At 50.8% G+C, this 19409-nt stretch carries 18 protein-coding genes; all 18 read left to right on the top strand.

Annotation, left to right across the window (positions count from 1 at the left end):
- Positions 1 to 123 precede the first annotated feature (123 nt).
- Positions 124 to 1500 carry a DUF512 domain-containing protein gene (locus ACMP1L_RS06925; RefSeq protein ID WP_177303926.1) on the top strand — a complete coding sequence of 459 codons (1377 nt, stop codon included), beginning with the start codon at positions 124 to 126 and terminating at the stop codon, positions 1498 to 1500.
- Positions 1493 to 2821 (top strand): ribosome biogenesis GTPase Der, encoded by a 1329-nt coding sequence (gene der, locus ACMP1L_RS06920; protein WP_118732230.1) that lies wholly within the window; start codon positions 1493 to 1495, stop codon positions 2819 to 2821. Before ACMP1L_RS06925 ends, der begins: the two co-directional genes overlap by 8 nt.
- A complete protein-coding gene (gene plsY / locus ACMP1L_RS06915; RefSeq protein ID WP_118732229.1) occupies positions 2822 to 3457 on the top strand; it encodes a glycerol-3-phosphate 1-O-acyltransferase PlsY in 636 nt (211 codons plus the stop codon).
- Positions 3458 to 3461: 4 nt separating this feature from the next.
- Positions 3462 to 4466, top strand: a complete 1005-nt coding sequence (locus tag ACMP1L_RS06910; protein ID WP_177303925.1) for an NAD(P)H-dependent glycerol-3-phosphate dehydrogenase — start codon at positions 3462 to 3464, stop codon at positions 4464 to 4466.
- A gap of 298 nt (positions 4467 to 4764) precedes the next feature.
- Positions 4765 to 5976 (top strand): ABC transporter substrate-binding protein, encoded by a 1212-nt coding sequence (locus ACMP1L_RS06905; RefSeq protein ID WP_118732227.1) that lies wholly within the window; start codon positions 4765 to 4767, stop codon positions 5974 to 5976.
- Between the two features lie 269 nt (positions 5977 to 6245).
- Positions 6246 to 7127, top strand: a complete 882-nt coding sequence (locus ACMP1L_RS06900) for a branched-chain amino acid ABC transporter permease (RefSeq protein ID WP_118732226.1) — start codon at positions 6246 to 6248, stop codon at positions 7125 to 7127.
- A 9-nt stretch (positions 7128 to 7136) separates the two neighbouring features.
- On the top strand, positions 7137 to 8201 hold the full coding sequence (locus ACMP1L_RS06895; RefSeq protein ID WP_118732309.1) for a branched-chain amino acid ABC transporter permease: 1065 nt from the start codon (positions 7137 to 7139) through the stop codon (positions 8199 to 8201).
- 1 nt (position 8202) lies between these two features.
- Entirely contained in the window at positions 8203 to 8961 is a 759-nt protein-coding gene (locus ACMP1L_RS06890) for an ABC transporter ATP-binding protein (RefSeq protein WP_118532572.1), read from the top strand.
- A 12-nt stretch (positions 8962 to 8973) separates the two neighbouring features.
- A complete protein-coding gene (locus ACMP1L_RS06885) occupies positions 8974 to 9684 on the top strand; it encodes an ABC transporter ATP-binding protein (protein ID WP_118732225.1) in 711 nt (236 codons plus the stop codon).
- Between the two features lie 185 nt (positions 9685 to 9869).
- Complete coding sequence (locus ACMP1L_RS06880; protein WP_118732224.1) at positions 9870 to 11105, top strand: 6-phosphofructokinase; 1236 nt, start codon at positions 9870 to 9872, stop codon at positions 11103 to 11105.
- Positions 11106 to 11252: 147 nt separating this feature from the next.
- The gene (spoIVA, locus tag ACMP1L_RS06875) at positions 11253 to 12728 is read left to right on the top strand and encodes a stage IV sporulation protein A (protein ID WP_118732223.1); all 1476 of its coding nucleotides are present in this window, start codon (positions 11253 to 11255) and stop codon (positions 12726 to 12728) included.
- Positions 12729 to 12779: 51 nt separating this feature from the next.
- Positions 12780 to 14381 carry an MBL fold metallo-hydrolase RNA specificity domain-containing protein gene (locus tag ACMP1L_RS06870; protein WP_418452446.1) on the top strand — a complete coding sequence of 534 codons (1602 nt, stop codon included), beginning with the start codon at positions 12780 to 12782 and terminating at the stop codon, positions 14379 to 14381.
- A 13-nt stretch (positions 14382 to 14394) separates the two neighbouring features.
- Positions 14395 to 14877 carry a ribonuclease HI gene (gene rnhA, locus ACMP1L_RS06865; protein ID WP_118732221.1) on the top strand — a complete coding sequence of 161 codons (483 nt, stop codon included), beginning with the start codon at positions 14395 to 14397 and terminating at the stop codon, positions 14875 to 14877.
- 160 nt (positions 14878 to 15037) lie between these two features.
- Complete coding sequence (locus tag ACMP1L_RS06860; protein ID WP_418452444.1) at positions 15038 to 15751, top strand: lysozyme inhibitor LprI family protein; 714 nt, start codon at positions 15038 to 15040, stop codon at positions 15749 to 15751.
- 138 nt (positions 15752 to 15889) lie between these two features.
- On the top strand, positions 15890 to 16015 hold the full coding sequence (locus tag ACMP1L_RS06855) for a hypothetical protein (protein WP_279220936.1): 126 nt from the start codon (positions 15890 to 15892) through the stop codon (positions 16013 to 16015).
- Positions 16016 to 16120: 105 nt separating this feature from the next.
- A complete protein-coding gene (alaS, locus tag ACMP1L_RS06850) occupies positions 16121 to 18730 on the top strand; it encodes an alanine--tRNA ligase (RefSeq protein ID WP_418452477.1) in 2610 nt (869 codons plus the stop codon).
- Positions 18731 to 18876: 146 nt separating this feature from the next.
- Positions 18877 to 19053, top strand: a complete 177-nt coding sequence (rpsU, locus tag ACMP1L_RS06845; RefSeq protein WP_005539624.1) for a 30S ribosomal protein S21 — start codon at positions 18877 to 18879, stop codon at positions 19051 to 19053.
- Between the two features lie 76 nt (positions 19054 to 19129).
- Positions 19130 to 19399: a YabP/YqfC family sporulation protein gene (locus ACMP1L_RS06840; RefSeq protein WP_118732308.1), complete on the top strand. Its 270-nt coding sequence runs from the start codon at positions 19130 to 19132 to the stop codon at positions 19397 to 19399.
- Positions 19400 to 19409: the final 10 nt, after the last annotated feature.

The raw sequence follows: 19409 nt of genomic DNA, 5'->3' as shown, positions 1-19409 counted from the left end.
AAAACCGGAGGCCGATTGCTTTGACAAAGAACAGGAATCTTGTTATGATGAAAAGAGTGCAGATTGACAGCCGGATGACCCAGGTCAAAGCAGGCCCTGAACATCTGCTGGAAAGGAATATCTATGAAGAAACAAAAAGGACATCTGATAAAATCCGTTGACCCGGGTTCCATTGCGGAGGAACTGGAGCTGGAGCCGGGAGACCGTTTACTTACGATCAATGGAAATGAAGTGGAAGATATCTTTGATTATGAATATTATGTAGACAGCGAAAGCATGGTCATGCTGGTGGAAAAGGCAGACGGCGAGCAGTGGGAGCTGGAAATAGAAAATGAGTACCAGGATCTTGGCATCACCTTTGAGAACGGACTTATGAGCGATTACAAGTCCTGCAGCAACAAATGCATTTTCTGTTTCATTGACCAGATGCCGCCGGGCATGCGCGAAACCCTCTATTTTAAGGACGATGATTCCCGTCTTTCCTTCCTTCAGGGAAACTATGTGACGCTGACCAACATGAAAGAGCATGACATCCAGCGTATCATTGATTTTAAGCTGGCGCCGATCAACATTTCGGTGCACACCACCAATCCGAAGCTGCGCTGCGAGATGCTCCACAACCGCTTTGCGGGAGAAGCATTAAAAAAGATCGACCGTCTTTGTGAGGCCGGCATACCCATGAACGGACAGATCGTGCTGTGCAAGGGCGTGAATGACCGGGAAGAGCTGGATCATACCATCCGGGACATGACCAAGTATCTTCCTTATATGCAGAGCGCTTCCGTCGTACCGGTGGGACTTTCCAAATACCGGGATGGTCTGTATCCGTTAAAGCCCTTTGAGAAGGAAGATGCAGAGAATGCCATTGATATCATTGAAAAATGGCAGAAAATCATATATGAGCAGTATGGCATGCACTTCATCCATGCCAGTGATGAATTCTATATTCTGGCAGAACGGGAGCTGCCGGAGACGGAGCGTTACGACGGATACCCGCAGCTGGAGAATGGCGTGGGCATGCTGCGTCTTCTCGACACCGAGGTAACAGAAGCGCTTGAGGCACTGCCGGAGGATCTTCCGGTGAAGCCGGAGGAGTTGTCCATTGCTACGGGCCGGCTGGCTTACCCTTATCTGAGAAAGCAGCTGGATAAGATCGAGGCAAAGTTTCCTCAGAAAAAGGTGCATCTGTACGCGATCCGCAATGACTTTTTCGGAGAAAGCATCACCGTGGCCGGTCTGATCACTGGACAGGATTTAAAGAAGCAGATGTCGGTGGTGCCGCTTGGCGAGCGTCTGCTGCTTCCAATCTGCATGTTTCGGAGTGGCGAGGAGGTATTTCTGGATGACCTCACCCGCGCCGATGTGCAAAACGCTTTACAAGTTCCGGTGAATATTGTAAAATCAAGCGGTCAGGATCTGGTGGATGCCGTTCTTGGCCTGGAAGAAGAACAAGATACCGTCTACGACGGATATGAATTAAAGGAGATCACACATGAGTAAACCAATCGTTGCCATTGTAGGGCGTCCGAACGTTGGAAAGTCTACCCTGTTCAATGTACTGGCAGGGGAGACCATCTCCATCGTAAAGGATACGCCGGGAGTTACCAGAGACCGTATTTATGCGGACTGCAACTGGCTGAACATGAACTTCACCCTGGTTGATACCGGTGGTATTGAGCCGGACAGCCGTGACATCATTTTGTCCCAGATGAGGGAGCAGGCACAGATTGCCATTGACACCGCAGATGTCATTATCTTCATCGTGGATGTACGTCAGGGTCTGCAGGATTCTGACTCCAAGGTTGCGGACATGCTCCGCAAATCCGGAAAGCCGGTGGTCCTCGCGGTAAACAAGGTGGACAGCATCCAGAAATTCGGAAACGATGTCTACGAGTTCTATAACCTGGGAATCGGCGATCCGATTCCGGTATCCGCGGCTTCCCGCCTGGGAATCGGTGACCTGTTAGACGAGGTGTCCAGGCATTTCACCCTGGAGCAGTTAGAGGAAGAAGAGGATGACCGTCCGAAGGTAGCCATCATCGGTAAGCCGAACGTAGGAAAATCTTCTATTATTAATAAGCTGCTGGGTGAGAACCGTGTGATCGTTTCCAATATTGCAGGTACCACCCGTGATGCGGTCGATACCGAGGTCGTATACAACGGAACGGAGTATATCTTTATTGATACCGCCGGACTGCGCCGTAAAAGCAAGATCAAAGAGGATCTGGAACGCTACAGCATCATTCGTACCGTATCTGCCGTGGAGCGTGCGGATGTGGTCATTCTGGTCATTGATGCGACCGAGGGCGTGACGGAGCAGGACGCAAAGATTGCAGGCATCGCCCATGACAGGGGCAAGGGCATCATCGTTGCCGTCAACAAGTGGGATGCCATCGAGAAGAACGACAAGACTATCTACGAGTTTACCAAAAAGATCAAGGATACCCTGTCTTTCATGCAGTATGCTGAGATGGTATTTATCTCTGCTGTAACCGGACAGCGTATGAACAAGATGTTTGAGCTCATCGATATGGTGCGCGAGAACCAGACCATGCGTATCGCCACCGGCGTGCTCAATGAGATCATGACTGAAGCTGTTGCAATGCAGCAGCCGCCGTCTGATAAGGGCAAGCGTCTGAAGCTGTATTACATGACCCAGGTAGCCGTAAAGCCGCCGACCTTCGTTATTTTCGTAAATGACAAAGAACTGATGCATTTCTCCTATGTGAGATACCTGGAAAACCGCATCCGCGAATCCTTCGGATTTAAGGGTACGGCTCTGAAATTCCTGATCCGCGAAAGGAATGGAAAGGAGGAGTAAATGGAACGAGTACTTTGTCTGGTAATGGGTTATGTGTTTGGTCTGTTTCAGACCGGCTATCTCTACAGCAGATCCAAGCATATGGATATCCGCAATTACGGAAGCGGAAACTCCGGCAGCACCAATGTCCTGCGTGTGATGGGCAAAAAGGCCGGACTGATCGTATTCCTGGGTGACGCAGGCAAGATGATTACTGCATGCCTGATCACAAGAGTATTGTTTCGCAGCCAGCCCGAGCTTCTGTATGTATACCTGCTCTACACCGGCTTTGGCGTGATCCTGGGACACAATTTCCCGTTTTATATGGGATTTAAGGGTGGCAAGGGCATTGCGGCCTCCGCTGGGCTTCTGGCCTCCACAGACTGGCGTGTGATGCTGGTCTGCCTGGTGGTGTTTGTGGCTGCAGTAGCCATTACCCGCTATGTATCCCTGGGATCCATCCTGGTGATGATCTGCTTTTTTATCGGTATGGTGTTTTTCGGTGCCCGTGGTGATTTTGGCATTGCGGCGGCACATCTGACAGAATTCTATGTGCTGGCAGGCCTGATCTCCGCTATGGGGATCTGGCGCCATCATACCAACATCAAACGACTGTTAAGCGGCACGGAAAACAAGCTGGGTGCCAGAAAGGAATAGACCTATGGCAAATGTGAGTATAATCGGCGCAGGCAGCTGGGGCACCGCCCTTGCATTCCTGCTTCACGAGAACGGCCATCAGGTGACGGAATGGTCTGCCTTTGAAAAGGAGGCAGAAAGTCTGAGAACAGAGCATCGCTTAAAGACTCTTCCGGATCTGGTGCTTCCGGACGATATGGAATTTACCTCTGACCTGGAACGTGCCATGAAGGAGAAAGATCTTCTTGTGGTGGCGGTTCCTTCCATCTATGTGCGGGAGACTGCCCGGAAGATGAAGCCTTTCCTGAAAGAAGGACAGCTGGTGGTCAATGTGGCCAAGGGCATTGAGGAGGCAACCCTCATGACACTGACGGATATTCTGGAAGAAGAGCTTCCCGGTGCCGATGTGGCCGTTCTTTCCGGACCGAGCCATGCAGAAGAGGTGAGCCGGGGGCTTCCGACCACCTGTGTGGCCGGGGCAAGAACACGCAAAACTGCGGAGAAGATCCAGAATCTTTTCATGAGCCCGGTATTTCGGGTTTACATCAGCCCGGATATCCTGGGAATTGAGATTGGCGGGGCATTGAAAAATGTCATTGCCCTGGCAGCGGGAATCGCAGACGGACTTGGGTATGGCGACAACACCAAGGCAGCCCTCATTACCCGGGGCGTGGCGGAGATCAGCCGGCTTGGCATGGCCATGGGCGGAAAGCTGGAAACCTTTGCCGGCCTTACCGGGATCGGAGACCTGATCGTGACCTGTGCCAGCATGCACAGCCGCAACCGCCGTGCCGGAATCCTGATCGGAAAAGGCTATTCCATGAAGGAGGCTATGGACGAGGTGCAGATGGTGGTAGAGGGTGTCTATTCTGCCAAGGCCGGTCTGGCTCTTGCAAAAAAGTATCAGGTATCCATGCCGATCATCGAGGCTGTCAATGAAGTACTGTTTGACGGAAAGTCGGCGAAAGAGGCAGTTGCTGATCTGATGCTGCGGGACAAGAAAGTAGAAAGCGCAAATCTTCCGTGGTAGGAATTTTCAGAACTGAAAATTCCGTATGATAAAACAGAGGTTGTGGATTTTGCCAATTCGGAATGCGAAGCATTGGCAAAATCGTCTTGCTGTTGCGAAGAAACAGCAAAGAAAGCGCGAATCTACCGTGGTAGGAATTTTCTGAACTGAAAATTCTGTATGACTTTGCTTCAACTTCGCTTTAACGCAAGAAAGTTCTTGACAAGCGTTTTTCGGGCTACTATAATTAGCTCAGCTTTAAGGATACGGCTTCCTGAAGGTTCAGGGAGCCTGTTTTCATTTAAGAGGAGGAAATATTATGAAGAAAAAACTGGTTAGTTTTGGTATGGCAGCTATGATGGCAGCATCCTTAGCAGCATGTGGCGGCAGCAAGCCGGCAGAGACTACCGCAGCAGCAGATAATGCTGAGACCACTGCAGCAGAGGGTGCAGAGACTGAGGCAGCAGCAGAAGGCGGCACATTAAAGGTAGGCATAATCGGACCGTTAACCGGTGCAGGCGCAGCTTATGGTAACGCAGTCGCAAACGGCGCAGAGCTGGCAGCAAAGGAGATCAACGAGGCTGGCGGTATCAACGGCATGATGATCGAGACCAAGGCTGAGGATGATGAGAATGATCCAGAGAAATCCATCAACGCATACAACACCTTAAAAGACTGGGGTATGCAGGTATTAGACGGTCCGACCACTTCCAAACCGTGTATCGCTGTAGGAGCAGAGGCTGAGTCTGATAACATGTTCCTGATCACTCCGTCCGGTTCCGCAGTTGAGTGCGTAGCAACTGACAACGCATTCCGCGTATGCTTCGCAGACCCGGATCAGGGTACCGCTTCCGCTAAGTATATTGGAGAGAACAAGCTGGCTACCAAGATCGCTATCATCTATGACAGCTCTACCGAGTATTCTTCTGGTATTCGTGAGGCATTTGTTGCTGAGGCAGCAAACCAGGGTCTGGAGATCGTAGCTGACGAGGCATTTACCGCAGACAGCAACACCGACTTCTCCGTACAGCTTGACAAGGCAAAAGACGCAGGCGCAGAGCTGGTATTCCTTCCGATCTACTATCAGGAGGCTTCCATCATCTTAAAGCAGGCAAGCGACAAAGAATTCGCACCGGTCTTCTTCGGCTGTGATGGTATGGATGGTATCCTTTCCGTAGAGAACTTTGATACTTCCCTGGCAGAGGGTCTGATGCTCTTAACTCCGTTCTCCACCACTGAGGAGAGCAGTAAGGCATTTACTGAGGCTTATGTAGCAGCTTACGGCATCGAGCCGAACCAGTTTGCTGCAGATTCCTACGATGCGATCTACGCAATCAAGGCAGCTGTTGAGAAGGCAGGCGTTACCGCTGATATGAGCGCTTCCGATATCTGTGACGCATTAAAGCCGGCTATGACCGAGATCTCTATTGATGGCCTGACTGGTTCTGACATGGTTTGGAACGCAAACGGCGAGCCGAATAAAGCACCGAAGGCTGTGAAGATCGTAAACGGTGAGTACGAGATGCAGTAATTTTTCCGTGTATCCAACACGCAAACAGCATGGAAACATCCGAAAGGGGATCGTCCGGCAGGGCGGTTCCCTTTTTTCGGCTTTCCGTAATTTGTGTTCACCTGGAGAGTTCGTGATATACGTGGAAAAACGACATGAAAAACGTGTCTTTGCCACGCGGACAAATGGTGCGCATTCGCGAACTTTTGCTTGAACTTCAAATTTGACTATGCTATAATTCCAGTTATGTTTTATTTCTCATAGAAAAAAAGTAAAGAGGTGGTAGGTACATGAGTTTTCTGTCTTATTTGATCAACGGAATCAGCCTGGGCAGTGTTTACGCGATCATTGCACTGGGCTACACCATGGTTTACGGTATCGCGAGAATGCTGAACTTTGCCCATGGTGATATTATTATGGTAGGCGGCTTCGTTATTTTTACCATAGTCAGTACCCTGGGACTCCCGCCGATGGTGGGCGTTCTGGCGGCAGTCATCGCCTGTACGGTACTGGGTGTCGTGATTGAGCGTGTCGCTTATAAGCCGCTGCGCGGCGCATCCTCCCTGGCCGTTCTGATCACGGCTATCGGTGTCAGCTACCTGCTGCAGAATGTGGCGCTGCTGATCTTTGGCTCCAACGCGCGTCAGTTCACATCTGTTGTGAATGTGCCAAGCTTAAAGCTGGCGGGTGGAGCGCTGTCTATTTCCGGTGTTACCATGGTTACGATCATTACCTGTATCATCATCATGGCAGCTCTGACAACCTTCATCAATAAGACCAAGGTTGGCCAGGCTATGCTGGCTGTATCTGAGGATACCGGAGCGGCAACCCTGATGGGCATCAATGTCAACAGCACCATCGCGATCACCTTTGCGATCGGTTCTGCCCTGGCAGCGATCGCGGGCGCACTGTTGTGCTCCGCATATCCGTCCCTGACTCCCTACACCGGTTCCATGCCGGGTATCAAGGCGTTTGTGGCAGCTGTTTTCGGCGGCATCGGCTCCATTCCGGGCGCGCTGATCGGCGGTATTTTGCTAGGAGTGATCGAGAATCTTTCCAAAGCATATATTTCTTCCCAGCTTTCTGATGCCATCGTATTCGCAGTGCTGATCATTGTGCTGCTGGTACGTCCGACCGGAATCCTGGGAAAAAAGATTACGGAGAAAGTGTAGGTGAATGGAATGAAAAAGAACAGATTATTAATCCAGAACAGCATCACTTACGCGATCGTAATTGCCTGCTGGATCCTGGTCCAGATCCTTGGAGCCACCGGACATATGACAAGCCTGTTAAAGGGACTTCTGGTTCCTCTGTGTATCTATGTGATCCTGGCTGTATCCTTAAACCTGACAGTCGGTATTCTCGGTGAGTTAAGCCTGGGACATGCAGGCTTCATGTGCGTAGGTGCTTTTACCGGTGCGTTTTTTACCAAATGCATGACAGATGTGATCCCGTCTGTGGGCATGCGCTTCTTTCTGGCTCTCCTGATCGGAGCTGCCGTTGCAGGCGTGTTCGGCATTATCATTGGTATTCCGGTCCTGCGGTTAAAGGGTGACTATCTGGCTATCGTAACCCTTGCATTCGGCGAGATCATCAAGAACCTTATCAATGTGCTGTATGTGGGAATGGATTCCAACGGCTTTCATTTTTCCATCAAGGATACCACATCCCTTGGCATGGGCGCGGACGGCGTTGTCATCATCAAGGGTGCACAGGGTATTACCGGTACTCCGAAGGCGGCAACCTTTACGGTAGGCATCATCCTGGTGCTGATCACCCTGTTTATCGTGTTAAACCTGATCAATTCCCGCACCGGACGCGCCATTATGTCCATTCGCGACAACCGCATTGCGGCAGAGTCCGTGGGAATCAATATTACCAAGTACAAGCTGATGGCATTTGCGATTTCCGCAGCCCTGGCAGGCGTTGCAGGTGTTCTGTATGCCCACAACCTCTCCTCCCTGGCGGCAACCCCGAAGAACTTCGGCTATAATATGTCCATCATGATCCTGGTATTTGTGGTACTGGGCGGACTTGGAAATATCCGCGGTTCCATGATCGCGGCGATTATCCTGACCATGCTTCCGGAGCTTTTACGCGGCCTGAACGATTACCGAATGCTGATCTACGCAGTAGTCCTGATCGTTATGATGATCTTCAACTCCAGTCCGAAGGCCATAGAGATGAGATCTGTTTTCATGGACCGTATCAAGAAAAATAAAAAATCTGCAAAGGAGGCTGCATAATATGGCTATGCTGGAAGTAAAAAATATCGGCATCTCTTTTGGCGGATTAAAAGCAGTGGACAATTTCAGTCTGACCATCGAAAAGGGACAGCTTTACGGCCTCATCGGACCAAACGGCGCAGGCAAGACTACCATTTTCAATCTGCTGACCGGTGTCTACAAGGCAGATCACGGCGCTATTTTCCTGGATGGCAAAGAGCTGACCGGAAAAAGCACCATTGAGATCAATCAGGCAGGCATTGCAAGAACCTTCCAGAACATCCGTCTGTTCAAGGATTTAAGTGTTCTGGACAACGTAAAGGTAGGCCTGCATAACCATCATCCGTATTCCACCATCGAGGGTATTTTCCGCCTTCCGCGTTATTATAAAGTAGAGAAGGAAATGAACGCCCGGGCCATGGAGCTGTTAAAGGTCTTTGATCTGGATAAGGAATGTGATTACAAGGCATCCAACCTGCCTTATGGCAAGCAGAGAAAGCTGGAAATCGCCCGCGCCCTTGCTACGGACCCGAAGCTTCTTCTCCTGGACGAGCCTGCAGCCGGCATGAACCCGAACGAGACCGCAGAGCTGATGGATACCATCCGTTTTGTGCGTGACCATTTTGATATGACTGTGCTTCTGATCGAGCACGACATGAAGCTGGTTTCCGGTATCTGTGAAAAGCTGACGGTCTTAAACTTCGGTCAGGTACTGACCCAGGGTGAGACATCAGAAGTGCTGAATGATAAGCGTGTTATTACGGCTTATCTTGGAGAGTAGGAGGTTAGAGCAATGGCAATACTTGAGGTAAAAGACCTGGAAGTCTGCTACGGTGTCATCCAGGCAATCAAGGGAATCTCATTTGAGGTAAACCAGGGTGAGATCATTGCCCTGATCGGAGCAAACGGCGCAGGGAAAACCACAACACTGCAGACCATTACCGGCCTGATCCCGTCCAAGGCAGGCACTATTACCTATGAAGGAAACAATATCACAAAGATTCCGGGGTATAAGCTAGTAGGAATGGGTATTGCCCATGTGCCGGAGGGACGCCGCGTGTTCGCAGAGCTTTCGGTTCTGCAGAACTTAAAGCTGGGTGCGTACACCCGCAATGACAAAAACGAGATGGAGGCGACTCTGAAAGAGATTTATGCGCGATTCCCGCGACTGGAAGAGCGTAAAAACCAGATGGCCGGTACGCTTTCCGGTGGTGAGCAGCAGATGCTGGCAATGGGCCGTGCACTGATGTCTCATCCGAAGCTGATCGTCATGGACGAGCCGTCCATGGGTCTGTCCCCGCTGTATGTCAATGAGATATTCGATATTATCCGCAAGATCAATGCAGACGGCGTGACAGTCCTTCTGGTTGAACAGAATGCGAAGAAAGCGCTTTCCATTGCGAACCGTGCCTACGTGCTGGAAACCGGAAAGATTGTGCTCAGCGGTGACGCAAAGGAGCTCATGAACGATGATTCCGTTAAGAAGGCGTACTTAAGTGAATAAGATAAACAGATGACGCAGTTTGACAAAAAGCGAGAATTTGTTTCAAAAATTCAAACTGTCTGAAAACGACCGAAAAAGGAGCGAAAAGTCCTAGACTTTTTGCTCCTTTTTATGGTATTATTTAGGCAAAGTAATTGGGTGTGGGGACCCTGTTGCGCAAAGCTTATATGAAGGAGGGTTTACTTATGAAGGGCAATGTAATCGTAGGACAGTCCGGAGGGCCGACTGCCGTTATCAATTCCAGTCTTGCAGGTGTATACCGGACGGCGGTTGACCGCGGAGCGAAAAAGGTATACGGTATGCTGTATGGAATCCAGGGGCTTCTGGATGAACAGTACGTGGATCTTTCCAAGTTTATCCGCAGTGATCTGGATGTGGAAATCTTAAAACGTACGCCGTCTGCATTCCTTGGCACCTGCCGTTATAAACTGCCGGATATCCATGAAAATCAGGACATTTATGTAAAGATTTTTGAAATCTTAAATAAGCTGAATATTGAATGCTTTATTTATATCGGCGGAAATGATTCCATGGACACGATCAAAAAACTGTCGGATTACGCAATTCTGACGGGGCAGTCCCAGAAGTTCGTGGGCGTTCCGAAGACCATTGACAACGACCTGGCCCTGACCGACCATACGCCGGGCTATGGAAGTGCCGCAAAATACATTGCAACCTCTACCAAAGAAGTGATCCGGGACGGCCTTGGCTTCTCTTATAAAAAACAGCAGGTGATCATCATAGAGATCATGGGCCGCAATGCCGGATGGCTGACCGGTGCAGCTGCATTGTCCCGCGGAGAGGACTGCGACGGACCGGATCTGATCTATCTGCCGGAGCTGACCTTTGACATCGAAAAGTTTACCGCAAAGGTGCGCAAGCTTCTGACCAGGAAGGATGTAGTCGTTGTCGCAGTTTCTGAGGGTATCCGCATCCAGGACGGCCGTTATGTCAGCGAGTTGGGAAGTGCCTCCGATTATGTCGATGCCTTCGGCCATAAGCAGCTGACCGGAACCGCAAGCTACCTGGCGAACGTGATTCATCGTGATATTGGATGCAAAACCCGTGCCGTGGAGTTTTCTACCTTACAGCGCAGTGCAGCGCATCTTGCATCCCGCGTGGATGTAAATGAGGCCTTTATGGTCGGCGGTGCTGCTGTCAAGGCAGCCGATGAAGGGGATTCCGGCAAGATGGTGGTCATTGACCGTGTATCGGATGATCCGTATCAGTGCGCAACCGGCATTTACGATGTGCACAAGATCGCAAATGGTGAGAAGATGGTACCGAGAGAGTGGATCACAAAGGACGGTACTTATGTGACAGAAGAATTTATTGACTACGTAAGACCGCTGATCCAGGGTGATTCCCCGTCTGTTATGGTAGACGGAATCCCGCGGCATCTGTACATGGGAAAACGCTGATCGATCCGGCAGATCCTTATATTTTCTGCATCAGAAAAGCATGATTCCAGGATGCTCCTGCATATATTAGAAACAGTACTGACCGGTGTGACCGGATTTTTAGTCTGTCACCGGTAACAGATCTGTTTTGGCAGGGGGAGTGTCTATATGGAACAGTACAGTGTATACCGGGATATTCAGGCAAGGACCGGCGGAGAGATTTATCTGGGCGTGGTAGGACCGGTGCGGACCGGAAAATCTACCTTTATCAAGCGATTTATGGAGCAGATGGTGCTGCCAGGCATTACCGATGAAAACCAGAAGAACCGGACCCGGGATGAACTGCCTCAGAGTGCGGCAGGAAAGACCATCATGACTACGGAGCCGAAGTTTGTTCCCAAGGAGGCAGCCCGTATTGCCCTGGGGGAAGATACTGCTGTACAAGTACGGCTGGTGGACTGTGTGGGCTTTATGACGGAGGGAGCCGGCGGGCACTTGGAAAATGAAAAGGAGCGCCTGGTGAAAACGCCATGGTCTGAAGAGAGCATTCCCTTTACCATGGCAGCGGAAATCGGTACCCGCAAGGTGATCCGGGATCATTCCACCATCGGACTTGTGATCACCACAGACGGTTCCTTTGGAGAGCTGGAGCGGCAGGCCTACATAAAGCCAGAGGAAACGGCAGTCCGGGAGCTTCAGGAGATCGGAAAGCCGTTTCTGGTGCTTTTAAACTCCAGCAGGCCATATTCGGAAGAAACCAGAAATCTGGCAAAGGAATTGGAAACGAAATATGAGGTCTGTGTCATGCCGGTGAACTGCGAGCAGCTGAAGCCGGGGGATATTTATCAGATCTTAAAGCAGGTCCTCTTTGAATTTCCGGTCACAGAGGTGGATTTTCAGATCCCGAAGTGGCTGGAACTTCTGCCGGCTTCGCACTGGCTGAAGCAGCAGGCTGTGAAGGCAGCCCGCAATGCCATGAGCCATATCCGCAGGATGAAGGATCTTACGGATTCCTGGAAGGATGATGAAGCGAAGGCGGTAAGCAGCATGGAAACTGGTCGCATGGATCTGTCAGACGGAAAAGTCGCGGTGCGGATGCTGTTTGATGAAGATTATTATTATCAGATCTTAAGTGAGTTTTCCGGACTCTCCATTGGGGATGAGTATGAACTCATGCAGCAACTGAAGGAGCTGGCCGAAAAGAAACAGGAGTATGACAAGATCCGGAACGCGCTGGAGCAGGTGCGGGCCAGAGGCTACGGTGTGGTGACGCCGGAGCGCTCGGAGATCGTGCTGGATGAGCCGGTGGTGATCCGGCACGGAAACCGTTATGGGGTTAAGATGAAGGCGGAAGCGCCGTCCATCAATCTGATCCGGGCACGGATCCAGACAGAGATTGCCCCCATTGTGGGAAGCGAGCAGCAGGCCCAGGATCTCATCGCTTATATGAAGGACAACGCAAACAGGGAAGAAAACGGGATCTGGGAGACAAATATTTTCGGAAAATCCATAGAACAGATTGTGGAGGATGGAATTCAGGCCAAGGTAAACCAGATGACGGAGGAATGCCAGTCCAAGCTTCAGGATGCCCTCCAGAAGATCATCAACGACAGCAACGGAGGCCTGATCTGCATCATCATTTAACCATGTACCCTCGGACTCCGAGAGCACATACATACAAAAGGAGGGTGCTTTATGAGATTGGTTTTCAGCGGAGCAGCTCATGAGGTGACGGGAAGCTGTCATTATCTGGAAGTCGGAAGCAGTAAATTCCTGGTAGACTGCGGCATGGAGCAGGGCATAAACATCTATGAAAATGTAGAGCCGCCGGTGCCGTGGTCTGATATCCAGTTTGTGCTTCTTACCCATGCCCACATTGACCACGTGGGTATGCTGCCTTATATTTATGCCAGGGGCTTCAAGGGGCGTGTCATTGCGACCAACGCCACCTGCGACCTCTGCAACATCATGTTAAAAGATTCTGCGCATATCCAGGAGACGGAGGCAGAGTGGAAAAACAGAAAAGCAAGACGTGCCGGACGTCCGGAAGTGCCGCCATTATACGAGATGAGCGACGCACTGGGGGTACTGGAGCATTTTGAAGGATATTACTACGATGAAATTGTGAAAGTAAATGATGAGGTTTCTGTCCGGTTTACGGATATCGGCCATCTGCTGGGCTCTGCTTCCATTGAAATCTGGATGAAGGAAGACGGAGTGGAGAAGAAAATCGTTTTTTCCGGCGATATCGGCAACTTCAACAAGCCCCTGATCCGGGATCCGATCTACACGAAAGAAGCAGATTACGCAGTCATGGAGTCTACCTACGGGGACCGGTTCCACCAGAAGGGAAAGGATCATATTTCGGAGCTGGTGCGGATCGTCCAGGAAACCCTGGACCGGGGCGGCAATGTCGTGATCCCGGCCTTTGCGGTAGGACGTACCCAGGAGCTTCTTTATTACTTCCGCCAGATCAAAGCCCAGCGTCTGATCCACGGTCATGATAATTTTGAGGTTTATGTGGATAGTCCGCTGGCGGTGGAGGCTACCCACGTGTTCAAGGAAAATCAGGCAGAATGCTACGATGAAGAAACCAGGGAGCTCGTGGAGGAAGGCATCAACCCGATTGCCTTTCCGGGTCTGAAGCTTTCCGTAACCAGTGACGAGTCCATCAACATCAACTTTGATGCAAAGCCGAAGGTTATCATCTCTGCGTCCGGCATGTGTGACGCAGGACGTATCCGCCATCATTTAAAGCACAATCTGTGGCGCAGGGAATGTACGGTGATCTTTGCCGGATACCAGGCTGTCGGCACCATTGGCCGTGCCCTGGTGGACGGTGCGAAGGAAGTGAAGCTCTTTGGTGAAAGCATTGATGTGGAAGCCCACATCGAGGTGCTTCACGACATCAGCGGACACGCTGATCAGAATGGTCTTCTGACCTGGGCACTGGCCTTTGAAAAGAAGCCTCAGCAGTTTTTCGTAGTTCATGGCAATGACGATGTCTGCGACCGCTTTGCCGAGCTCATCACAGAAAAGACCGGTGTACCGGCCAAGGCGCCGTTTTCAGGCTCTGAGTTTGACCTGATAAAGGGTGTCTGGGTACGGGAAACCGCAGGTATCCCGATCCAGGCCAAGAGTGCTCTGGCAAAGAAAGCCAGTGGTGTCTTTGCACGGCTTCTGGCTGCCGGTGAGCGCCTGATGGGCGTCATCCGCAGAAACGAGGGCGGTGCCAACAAGGATCTGGCAAAATTTGCCGATCAGATCAATGCATTATGTGACAAATGGGACAGATAGGAGAATAACAGAAATGTCAAAAGTACAGATTTACACCGATGGTTCAGCGAGGGGAAATCCGGACGGACCGGGAGGATACGGTGCAGTCCTGCATTTTACGGACAGCAAGGGACAGCTTCACGAAAAGGAGCTGTCTGCCGGATACAAAAAAACCACCAACAACCGGATGGAACTGATGGCGGCCATTGTGGCGTTAGAGGCGTTAAACCGTCCCTGCGAGGTGGATCTGTACTCGGATTCCAAATATCTGACAGACGCGTTTAACCAGCATTGGATCGACAACTGGGTCAGGAACAACTGGAAACGCGGAAAAAGCGGTCCGGTGAAAAATATTGACCTTTGGGAGCGGCTTTTAAAAGCAAAGGCCGCCCACCGGGTGAATTTTATCTGGGTGAAGGGCCATGCCGGACATCCGCTCAATGAACGGTGCGACCAGCTGGCTACCGCGGCGGCGGATGGGAGCAGCCTTCTCACAGATGAAGGGCTCAACGCCTGATTGCTCCGGGACTGTCAGCTGCCGGAAACTGTTAAGTCTTTCTTACAATTTTTTACTTCTTTTAAACTTATATTTTCATTTAGACCTGTTTATGTTATGGTATGTTCAGTGGATCGGAATTTGATTGGAACAATACAGAATAGGCAGGACGGATGGATTTATGAAGCTAAAAGGAATCTGGGTAGCCATTGCAGTGATCTGTGTGGCAGGAATTGGAATCACAGATTATTCTGCAAGGCATCTGGCGGGCAGCGAGGCGCAGTATGTTTCCGGAGAGGCGGCACAACAGGCTGTGTCAGGACAGGCAGATACGGCACCTGTGAAAACAGAAGCCGCAGCGGAGGCAGCGCGCGCTTTTTCCGTGCAGAACACAGCCGCTGAGCCCGGTGAGGAACCGCTTTCGGAAAATGCGAGGATTATGGCTCAGGCTGATCTGCCGGAGGAGGCGGAAGATACGGCCGGCAGAATTGCCATGGAAAAAGAAGAAAGACAGCCGGATACAAAAACCGGTATCCTGGCACAGCTCGCCGAGCTGGATGACCAGGCGGAGAAGCGCCGGAGTGTGTCTGCGGACAGCAGCGCCAATGCCCTGAAGGCTGCGGCAGAGTCAGAAAGAAAGCTTTGGGAAAGCAAAATGCAGAGCATTCTGGAAACTCTGGAGCAGCAGCTGTCCGGAGATGAAAAGACCGCGTTCTTTACAGAGCAGCGCAGCTGGGTCCGTGACCGGGAGAGCACTGCGGTGGCCAATTCCAAAAAGCAGAGCGGGAGCGCGCTGGAGGAGTTAGAATACATCCGTTCCCTGTGTGATCTCACAAGAGAACGTGTTTATGATCTGGCAGGGCGGTATGAAACCATTCTTGATAAAACGGAATAGAACAGAAAGCAGGAAGCAGGCAGAAGACGAAAAAACAGTTTTCTGCCTGCTTTTTGGGGACTTGATAATTATAGGTTCCTATGGTAAGATACAAAGATGAATTGAAATAGTTTTTCTGAACATAAGGAGGAAGTTATTATGGCAGCTATCGCAACCAGTCTGATTGGATATACCGTAAAAGCCATCATTTTTGCAGCGCTCGCGTACGCGGGAATCATTTGCGGCAAAAAGTTCAGAGACAAAAAAGAGGCTGACCGCGCATAAGAACGGCAGCAAAATCCAGCCGCTGCATGCATGCAGTGCGGGCAGCGGCAATAATACGGAGGAAGTAGTAAAGTGAAGAAGTATGGAGTAAACGAACTGAGAAGAATGTTCCTGGAATTCTTTGAGAGCAAGGGACATCTGGCAATGAAGAGCTTTTCCCTGGTGCCGCACAACGACAACAGCCTGCTCCTCATCAACTCCGGTATGGCACCGTTAAAGCCTTATTTCACCGGACAGGAGATTCCGCCGAGAAGACGTGTGACCACCTGCCAGAAATGTATCCGTACCGGTGATATCGAAAACATCGGTAAGACTGCCCGTCACGGCACCTTCTTTGAGATGCTGGGCAACTTCTCATTTGGTGATTATTTCAAAGATGAGGCAATCCACTGGTCCTGGGAGTTTTTAACTGAGGTCGTAGGTCTGGAGAAAGACCGTCTGTATCCGTCTGTTTACTTAGATGATGACGAGGCATTTAACATCTGGAATAAAGAGATCGGTGTTCCGGCAGAGAAGATCTTCCGCTTCGGCAAAGAGGACAACTTCTGGGAGCATGGCGCAGGTCCGTGCGGTCCATGTTCCGAGATCTACTATGACCGCGGTGAGAAGTACGGCTGCGGCAAGCCGGGCTGTACCGTTGGCTGTGAATGCGACCGTTACATCGAGGTATGGAACAACGTATTCACCCAGTTTGAGAACGATGGCCATGGCAATTACACGGAGTTAAAACAGAAGAACATCGATACCGGTATGGGTCTGGAACGTTTAGCTGTTGTAGTCCAGGATGTGGATTCCCTGTTTACCGTAGATACCAACAAGGCACTTCTGGATGAGGTCTGTGCCATGGCACACACTGAGTACCAGGTGGATCACAAGAAGGATGTTTCCCTGCGTATCATTGCTGATCATGTAAAGTCCTGTACTTTCATGATCTCCGATGGCATCATGCCGTCCAACGAGGGCCGCGGCTATGTTCTGCGCCGTCTGATCCGCCGTGCAGCACGTCACGGACGTCTGCTTGGCATTGAGGACAGATTTATGCCGGAGTTGTCCAAGACAGTTATCGAGCTTTCCAAGGACGGATATCCGGAGCTGGAAGAGAAGAAGGCTATGATCTTAAAGGTTCTTGCGGAAGAGGAAGAAAAGTTCAACAAGACCATCGACCAGGGCCTTGCGATCCTGGCAGATATGGAAAGCGAGATGTCCGCAAAGAACGAGACCGTTCTTTCCGGCGAGAATGCTTTCAAGCTGTACGATACCTACGGATTCCCGTTAGACTTAACGATCGAGATCCTGGAAGAAAAGAACCTGACCGTAGACGAGGAAGGCTTCCAGGCAGCTATGAAAGAGCAGCGTGAGAAGGCAAGAAAAGCACGTAAGACAACCAACTACATGGGTGCGGATGTAACCGTATACCAGTCCATTCCGGCTCAGATCACCTCTAAGTTCGTGGGCTACGACAGACTGGTACATGAGTCTGAGATTTCCGTTCTGACAACCGATACCGAGATCGTGGAAGCTCTGACCGACGGCCAGCGCGGAACCATCATCGTAGAGGAGACTCCGTTCTACGGAACCATGGGTGGACAGTGCGGTGATACCGGTGTGATCATCGGCGCCAACAACGGTACCTTTGTGGTAGAGGATACCATTCACTTACAGGGCGGCAAGATCGGCCATGTAGGACACATGACCAGCGGCATGCTGGCAGCAGGCGAGACAGTTACCTTAAAGGTAGATGAGGCCTCCCGCCGTTCCACCGAGAAGAACCACAGCGCAACCCATCTGCTTCAGAAGGCACTGCGCAGCGTCCTCGGTGACCATGTAGAGCAGGCCGGCTCCCTGGTAACTCCGGACAGACTCCGTTTTGACTTTACCCATTTCTCTGCCATGACTCCGGAGGAGATCAAAAAGGTTGAGGAGCTGGTAAATCAGAAGATCCAGGAGAATCTGGATGTTGTAACACAGGAGATGACTCTGGATGAAGCGAAGAAGACCGGCGCTATGGCGCTGTTTGGCGAAAAGTATGGTGAGAAGGTCCGTGTGGTTAAGATGGGCGATTTCTCTACCGAGCTTTGCGGTGGTACTCATGTCGCTAACACTGGCGCGATTCATGCATTCAAGATCCTCTCTGAGGCAGGTATCGCAGCAGGTGTCCGCAGAATCGAGGCACTGACCGGTGAAGGTCTCATGCGTTACTATGAGAATCAGGAGCAGGAACTGGCCGAGGCGGCAAAAGCAGCAAAGACCACTCCGGCAGACTTAAAGGCCAAGATCGAATCCATGCTGGAGGAAATCAAGGCTCTGCACGCTGAGAACGACAAATTAAAGAGCAAACTGGCCAACGAGTCCCTGGGCGATGTTATGAACCAGGTACGTGACGTGAAGGGCGTGAAGGTTCTGGCTGCAAAGGTAGCTGACGTAGATATGAACGGACTGCGCGGTCTGGGCGACCAGTTAAAGGATAAGCTTGGTGAGGGCGTGATCGTTCTGGCATCTGTTCAGGGTGACAAGGTCAACCTGATGGTAACTGCGACCGATGAGGCCCAGAAGAAGGGTGCCCATGCAGGCAACCTGGTCAAGGCGATCGCAGGTCTGGTTGGAGGTGGCGGCGGCGGCCGTCCGAATATGGCACAGGCAGGCGGCAAGAATCCGGCAGGCGTGGACGCAGCCCTGGAGAAAGCATACGAGACTGCAGCAGAACAGATCCGGTAAAACAAAAAATTACGAAAATCCGCAAAAAACTCAAAAAAACAGTTGACGAATAGAGATTTTATGCTATAATCATACCAGTGCTATAAAATACCCAAACAGTTGTATTATGCACAAGTACACAACTGGAGGGAGGTTAGGTGTGAGCTATGTCAAACGTTATCGTTAAAGAGAACGAGAGTCTGGACAGCGCATTACGCAGATTCAAAAGAAACTGCGCAAAGGCTGGTATTCAGCAGGAGATTCGTAAGAGAGAGCATTACGAGAAACCAAGCGTAAGACGCAAGAAAAAGTCTGAAGCTGCAAGAAAACGCAAATTTAATTAAGTATTTCCGAAATCCCTGGTCTATGACCGGGGATTTTTTCGTATATTTTTATGTAAAAAGCAATGGGAGCAGCGGCATGCTGGAACACGCGAAACAATCTGTAACGGAACAGCTAAAACTTCCGGGCGATGTAATGCTTGGGGAGATCCTGCTGTCCTTTTCCGGAAGGCACAGTGTAACTGTGGAAAACTACCGGAAAATACTGCTGTTTGAAGAGGATTGTATCCGGCTTCAGGGCAAAAACTGCAGACTGCAGATCTGTGGGCGCAGGCTGAATATTGTATATTATGACCGTGATTCCATGAAAATCAGAGGTCAGATCCGGAGTATGGAATTTTGTGATTGAATCGGAGGAG

Source organism: Ventrimonas sp., from assembly GCF_048380235.1.
Classification (GTDB): Bacteria; Bacillota; Clostridia; order Lachnospirales; family Lachnospiraceae; genus Brotaphodocola.
The sequence above is the reverse complement of the archived record's forward strand: the minus strand, read 5'-3'. Positions and strand labels throughout refer to the sequence as shown.

Coding starts and splice junctions, on each gene's coding strand:
- ACMP1L_RS06925 (WP_177303926.1), top strand. CDS start 124: ATGAAGAAACAAAAAGGACATCTGATAAAATCCGTTGACCCGGGTTCC.
- der (WP_118732230.1), top strand. CDS start 1,493: ATGAGTAAACCAATCGTTGCCATTGTAGGGCGTCCGAACGTTGGAAAG.
- plsY (WP_118732229.1), top strand. CDS start 2,822: ATGGAACGAGTACTTTGTCTGGTAATGGGTTATGTGTTTGGTCTGTTT.
- ACMP1L_RS06910 (WP_177303925.1), top strand. CDS start 3,462: ATGGCAAATGTGAGTATAATCGGCGCAGGCAGCTGGGGCACCGCCCTT.
- ACMP1L_RS06905 (WP_118732227.1), top strand. CDS start 4,765: ATGAAGAAAAAACTGGTTAGTTTTGGTATGGCAGCTATGATGGCAGCA.
- ACMP1L_RS06900 (WP_118732226.1), top strand. CDS start 6,246: ATGAGTTTTCTGTCTTATTTGATCAACGGAATCAGCCTGGGCAGTGTT.
- ACMP1L_RS06895 (WP_118732309.1), top strand. CDS start 7,137: ATGAAAAAGAACAGATTATTAATCCAGAACAGCATCACTTACGCGATC.
- ACMP1L_RS06890 (WP_118532572.1), top strand. CDS start 8,203: ATGGCTATGCTGGAAGTAAAAAATATCGGCATCTCTTTTGGCGGATTA.
- ACMP1L_RS06885 (WP_118732225.1), top strand. CDS start 8,974: ATGGCAATACTTGAGGTAAAAGACCTGGAAGTCTGCTACGGTGTCATC.
- ACMP1L_RS06880 (WP_118732224.1), top strand. CDS start 9,870: ATGAAGGGCAATGTAATCGTAGGACAGTCCGGAGGGCCGACTGCCGTT.
- spoIVA (WP_118732223.1), top strand. CDS start 11,253: ATGGAACAGTACAGTGTATACCGGGATATTCAGGCAAGGACCGGCGGA.
- ACMP1L_RS06870 (WP_418452446.1), top strand. CDS start 12,780: ATGAGATTGGTTTTCAGCGGAGCAGCTCATGAGGTGACGGGAAGCTGT.
- rnhA (WP_118732221.1), top strand. CDS start 14,395: ATGTCAAAAGTACAGATTTACACCGATGGTTCAGCGAGGGGAAATCCG.
- ACMP1L_RS06860 (WP_418452444.1), top strand. CDS start 15,038: ATGAAGCTAAAAGGAATCTGGGTAGCCATTGCAGTGATCTGTGTGGCA.
- ACMP1L_RS06855 (WP_279220936.1), top strand. CDS start 15,890: ATGGCAGCTATCGCAACCAGTCTGATTGGATATACCGTAAAAGCCATC.
- alaS (WP_418452477.1), top strand. CDS start 16,121: ATGTTCCTGGAATTCTTTGAGAGCAAGGGACATCTGGCAATGAAGAGC.
- rpsU (WP_005539624.1), top strand. CDS start 18,877: ATGTCAAACGTTATCGTTAAAGAGAACGAGAGTCTGGACAGCGCATTA.
- ACMP1L_RS06840 (WP_118732308.1), top strand. CDS start 19,130: ATGCTGGAACACGCGAAACAATCTGTAACGGAACAGCTAAAACTTCCG.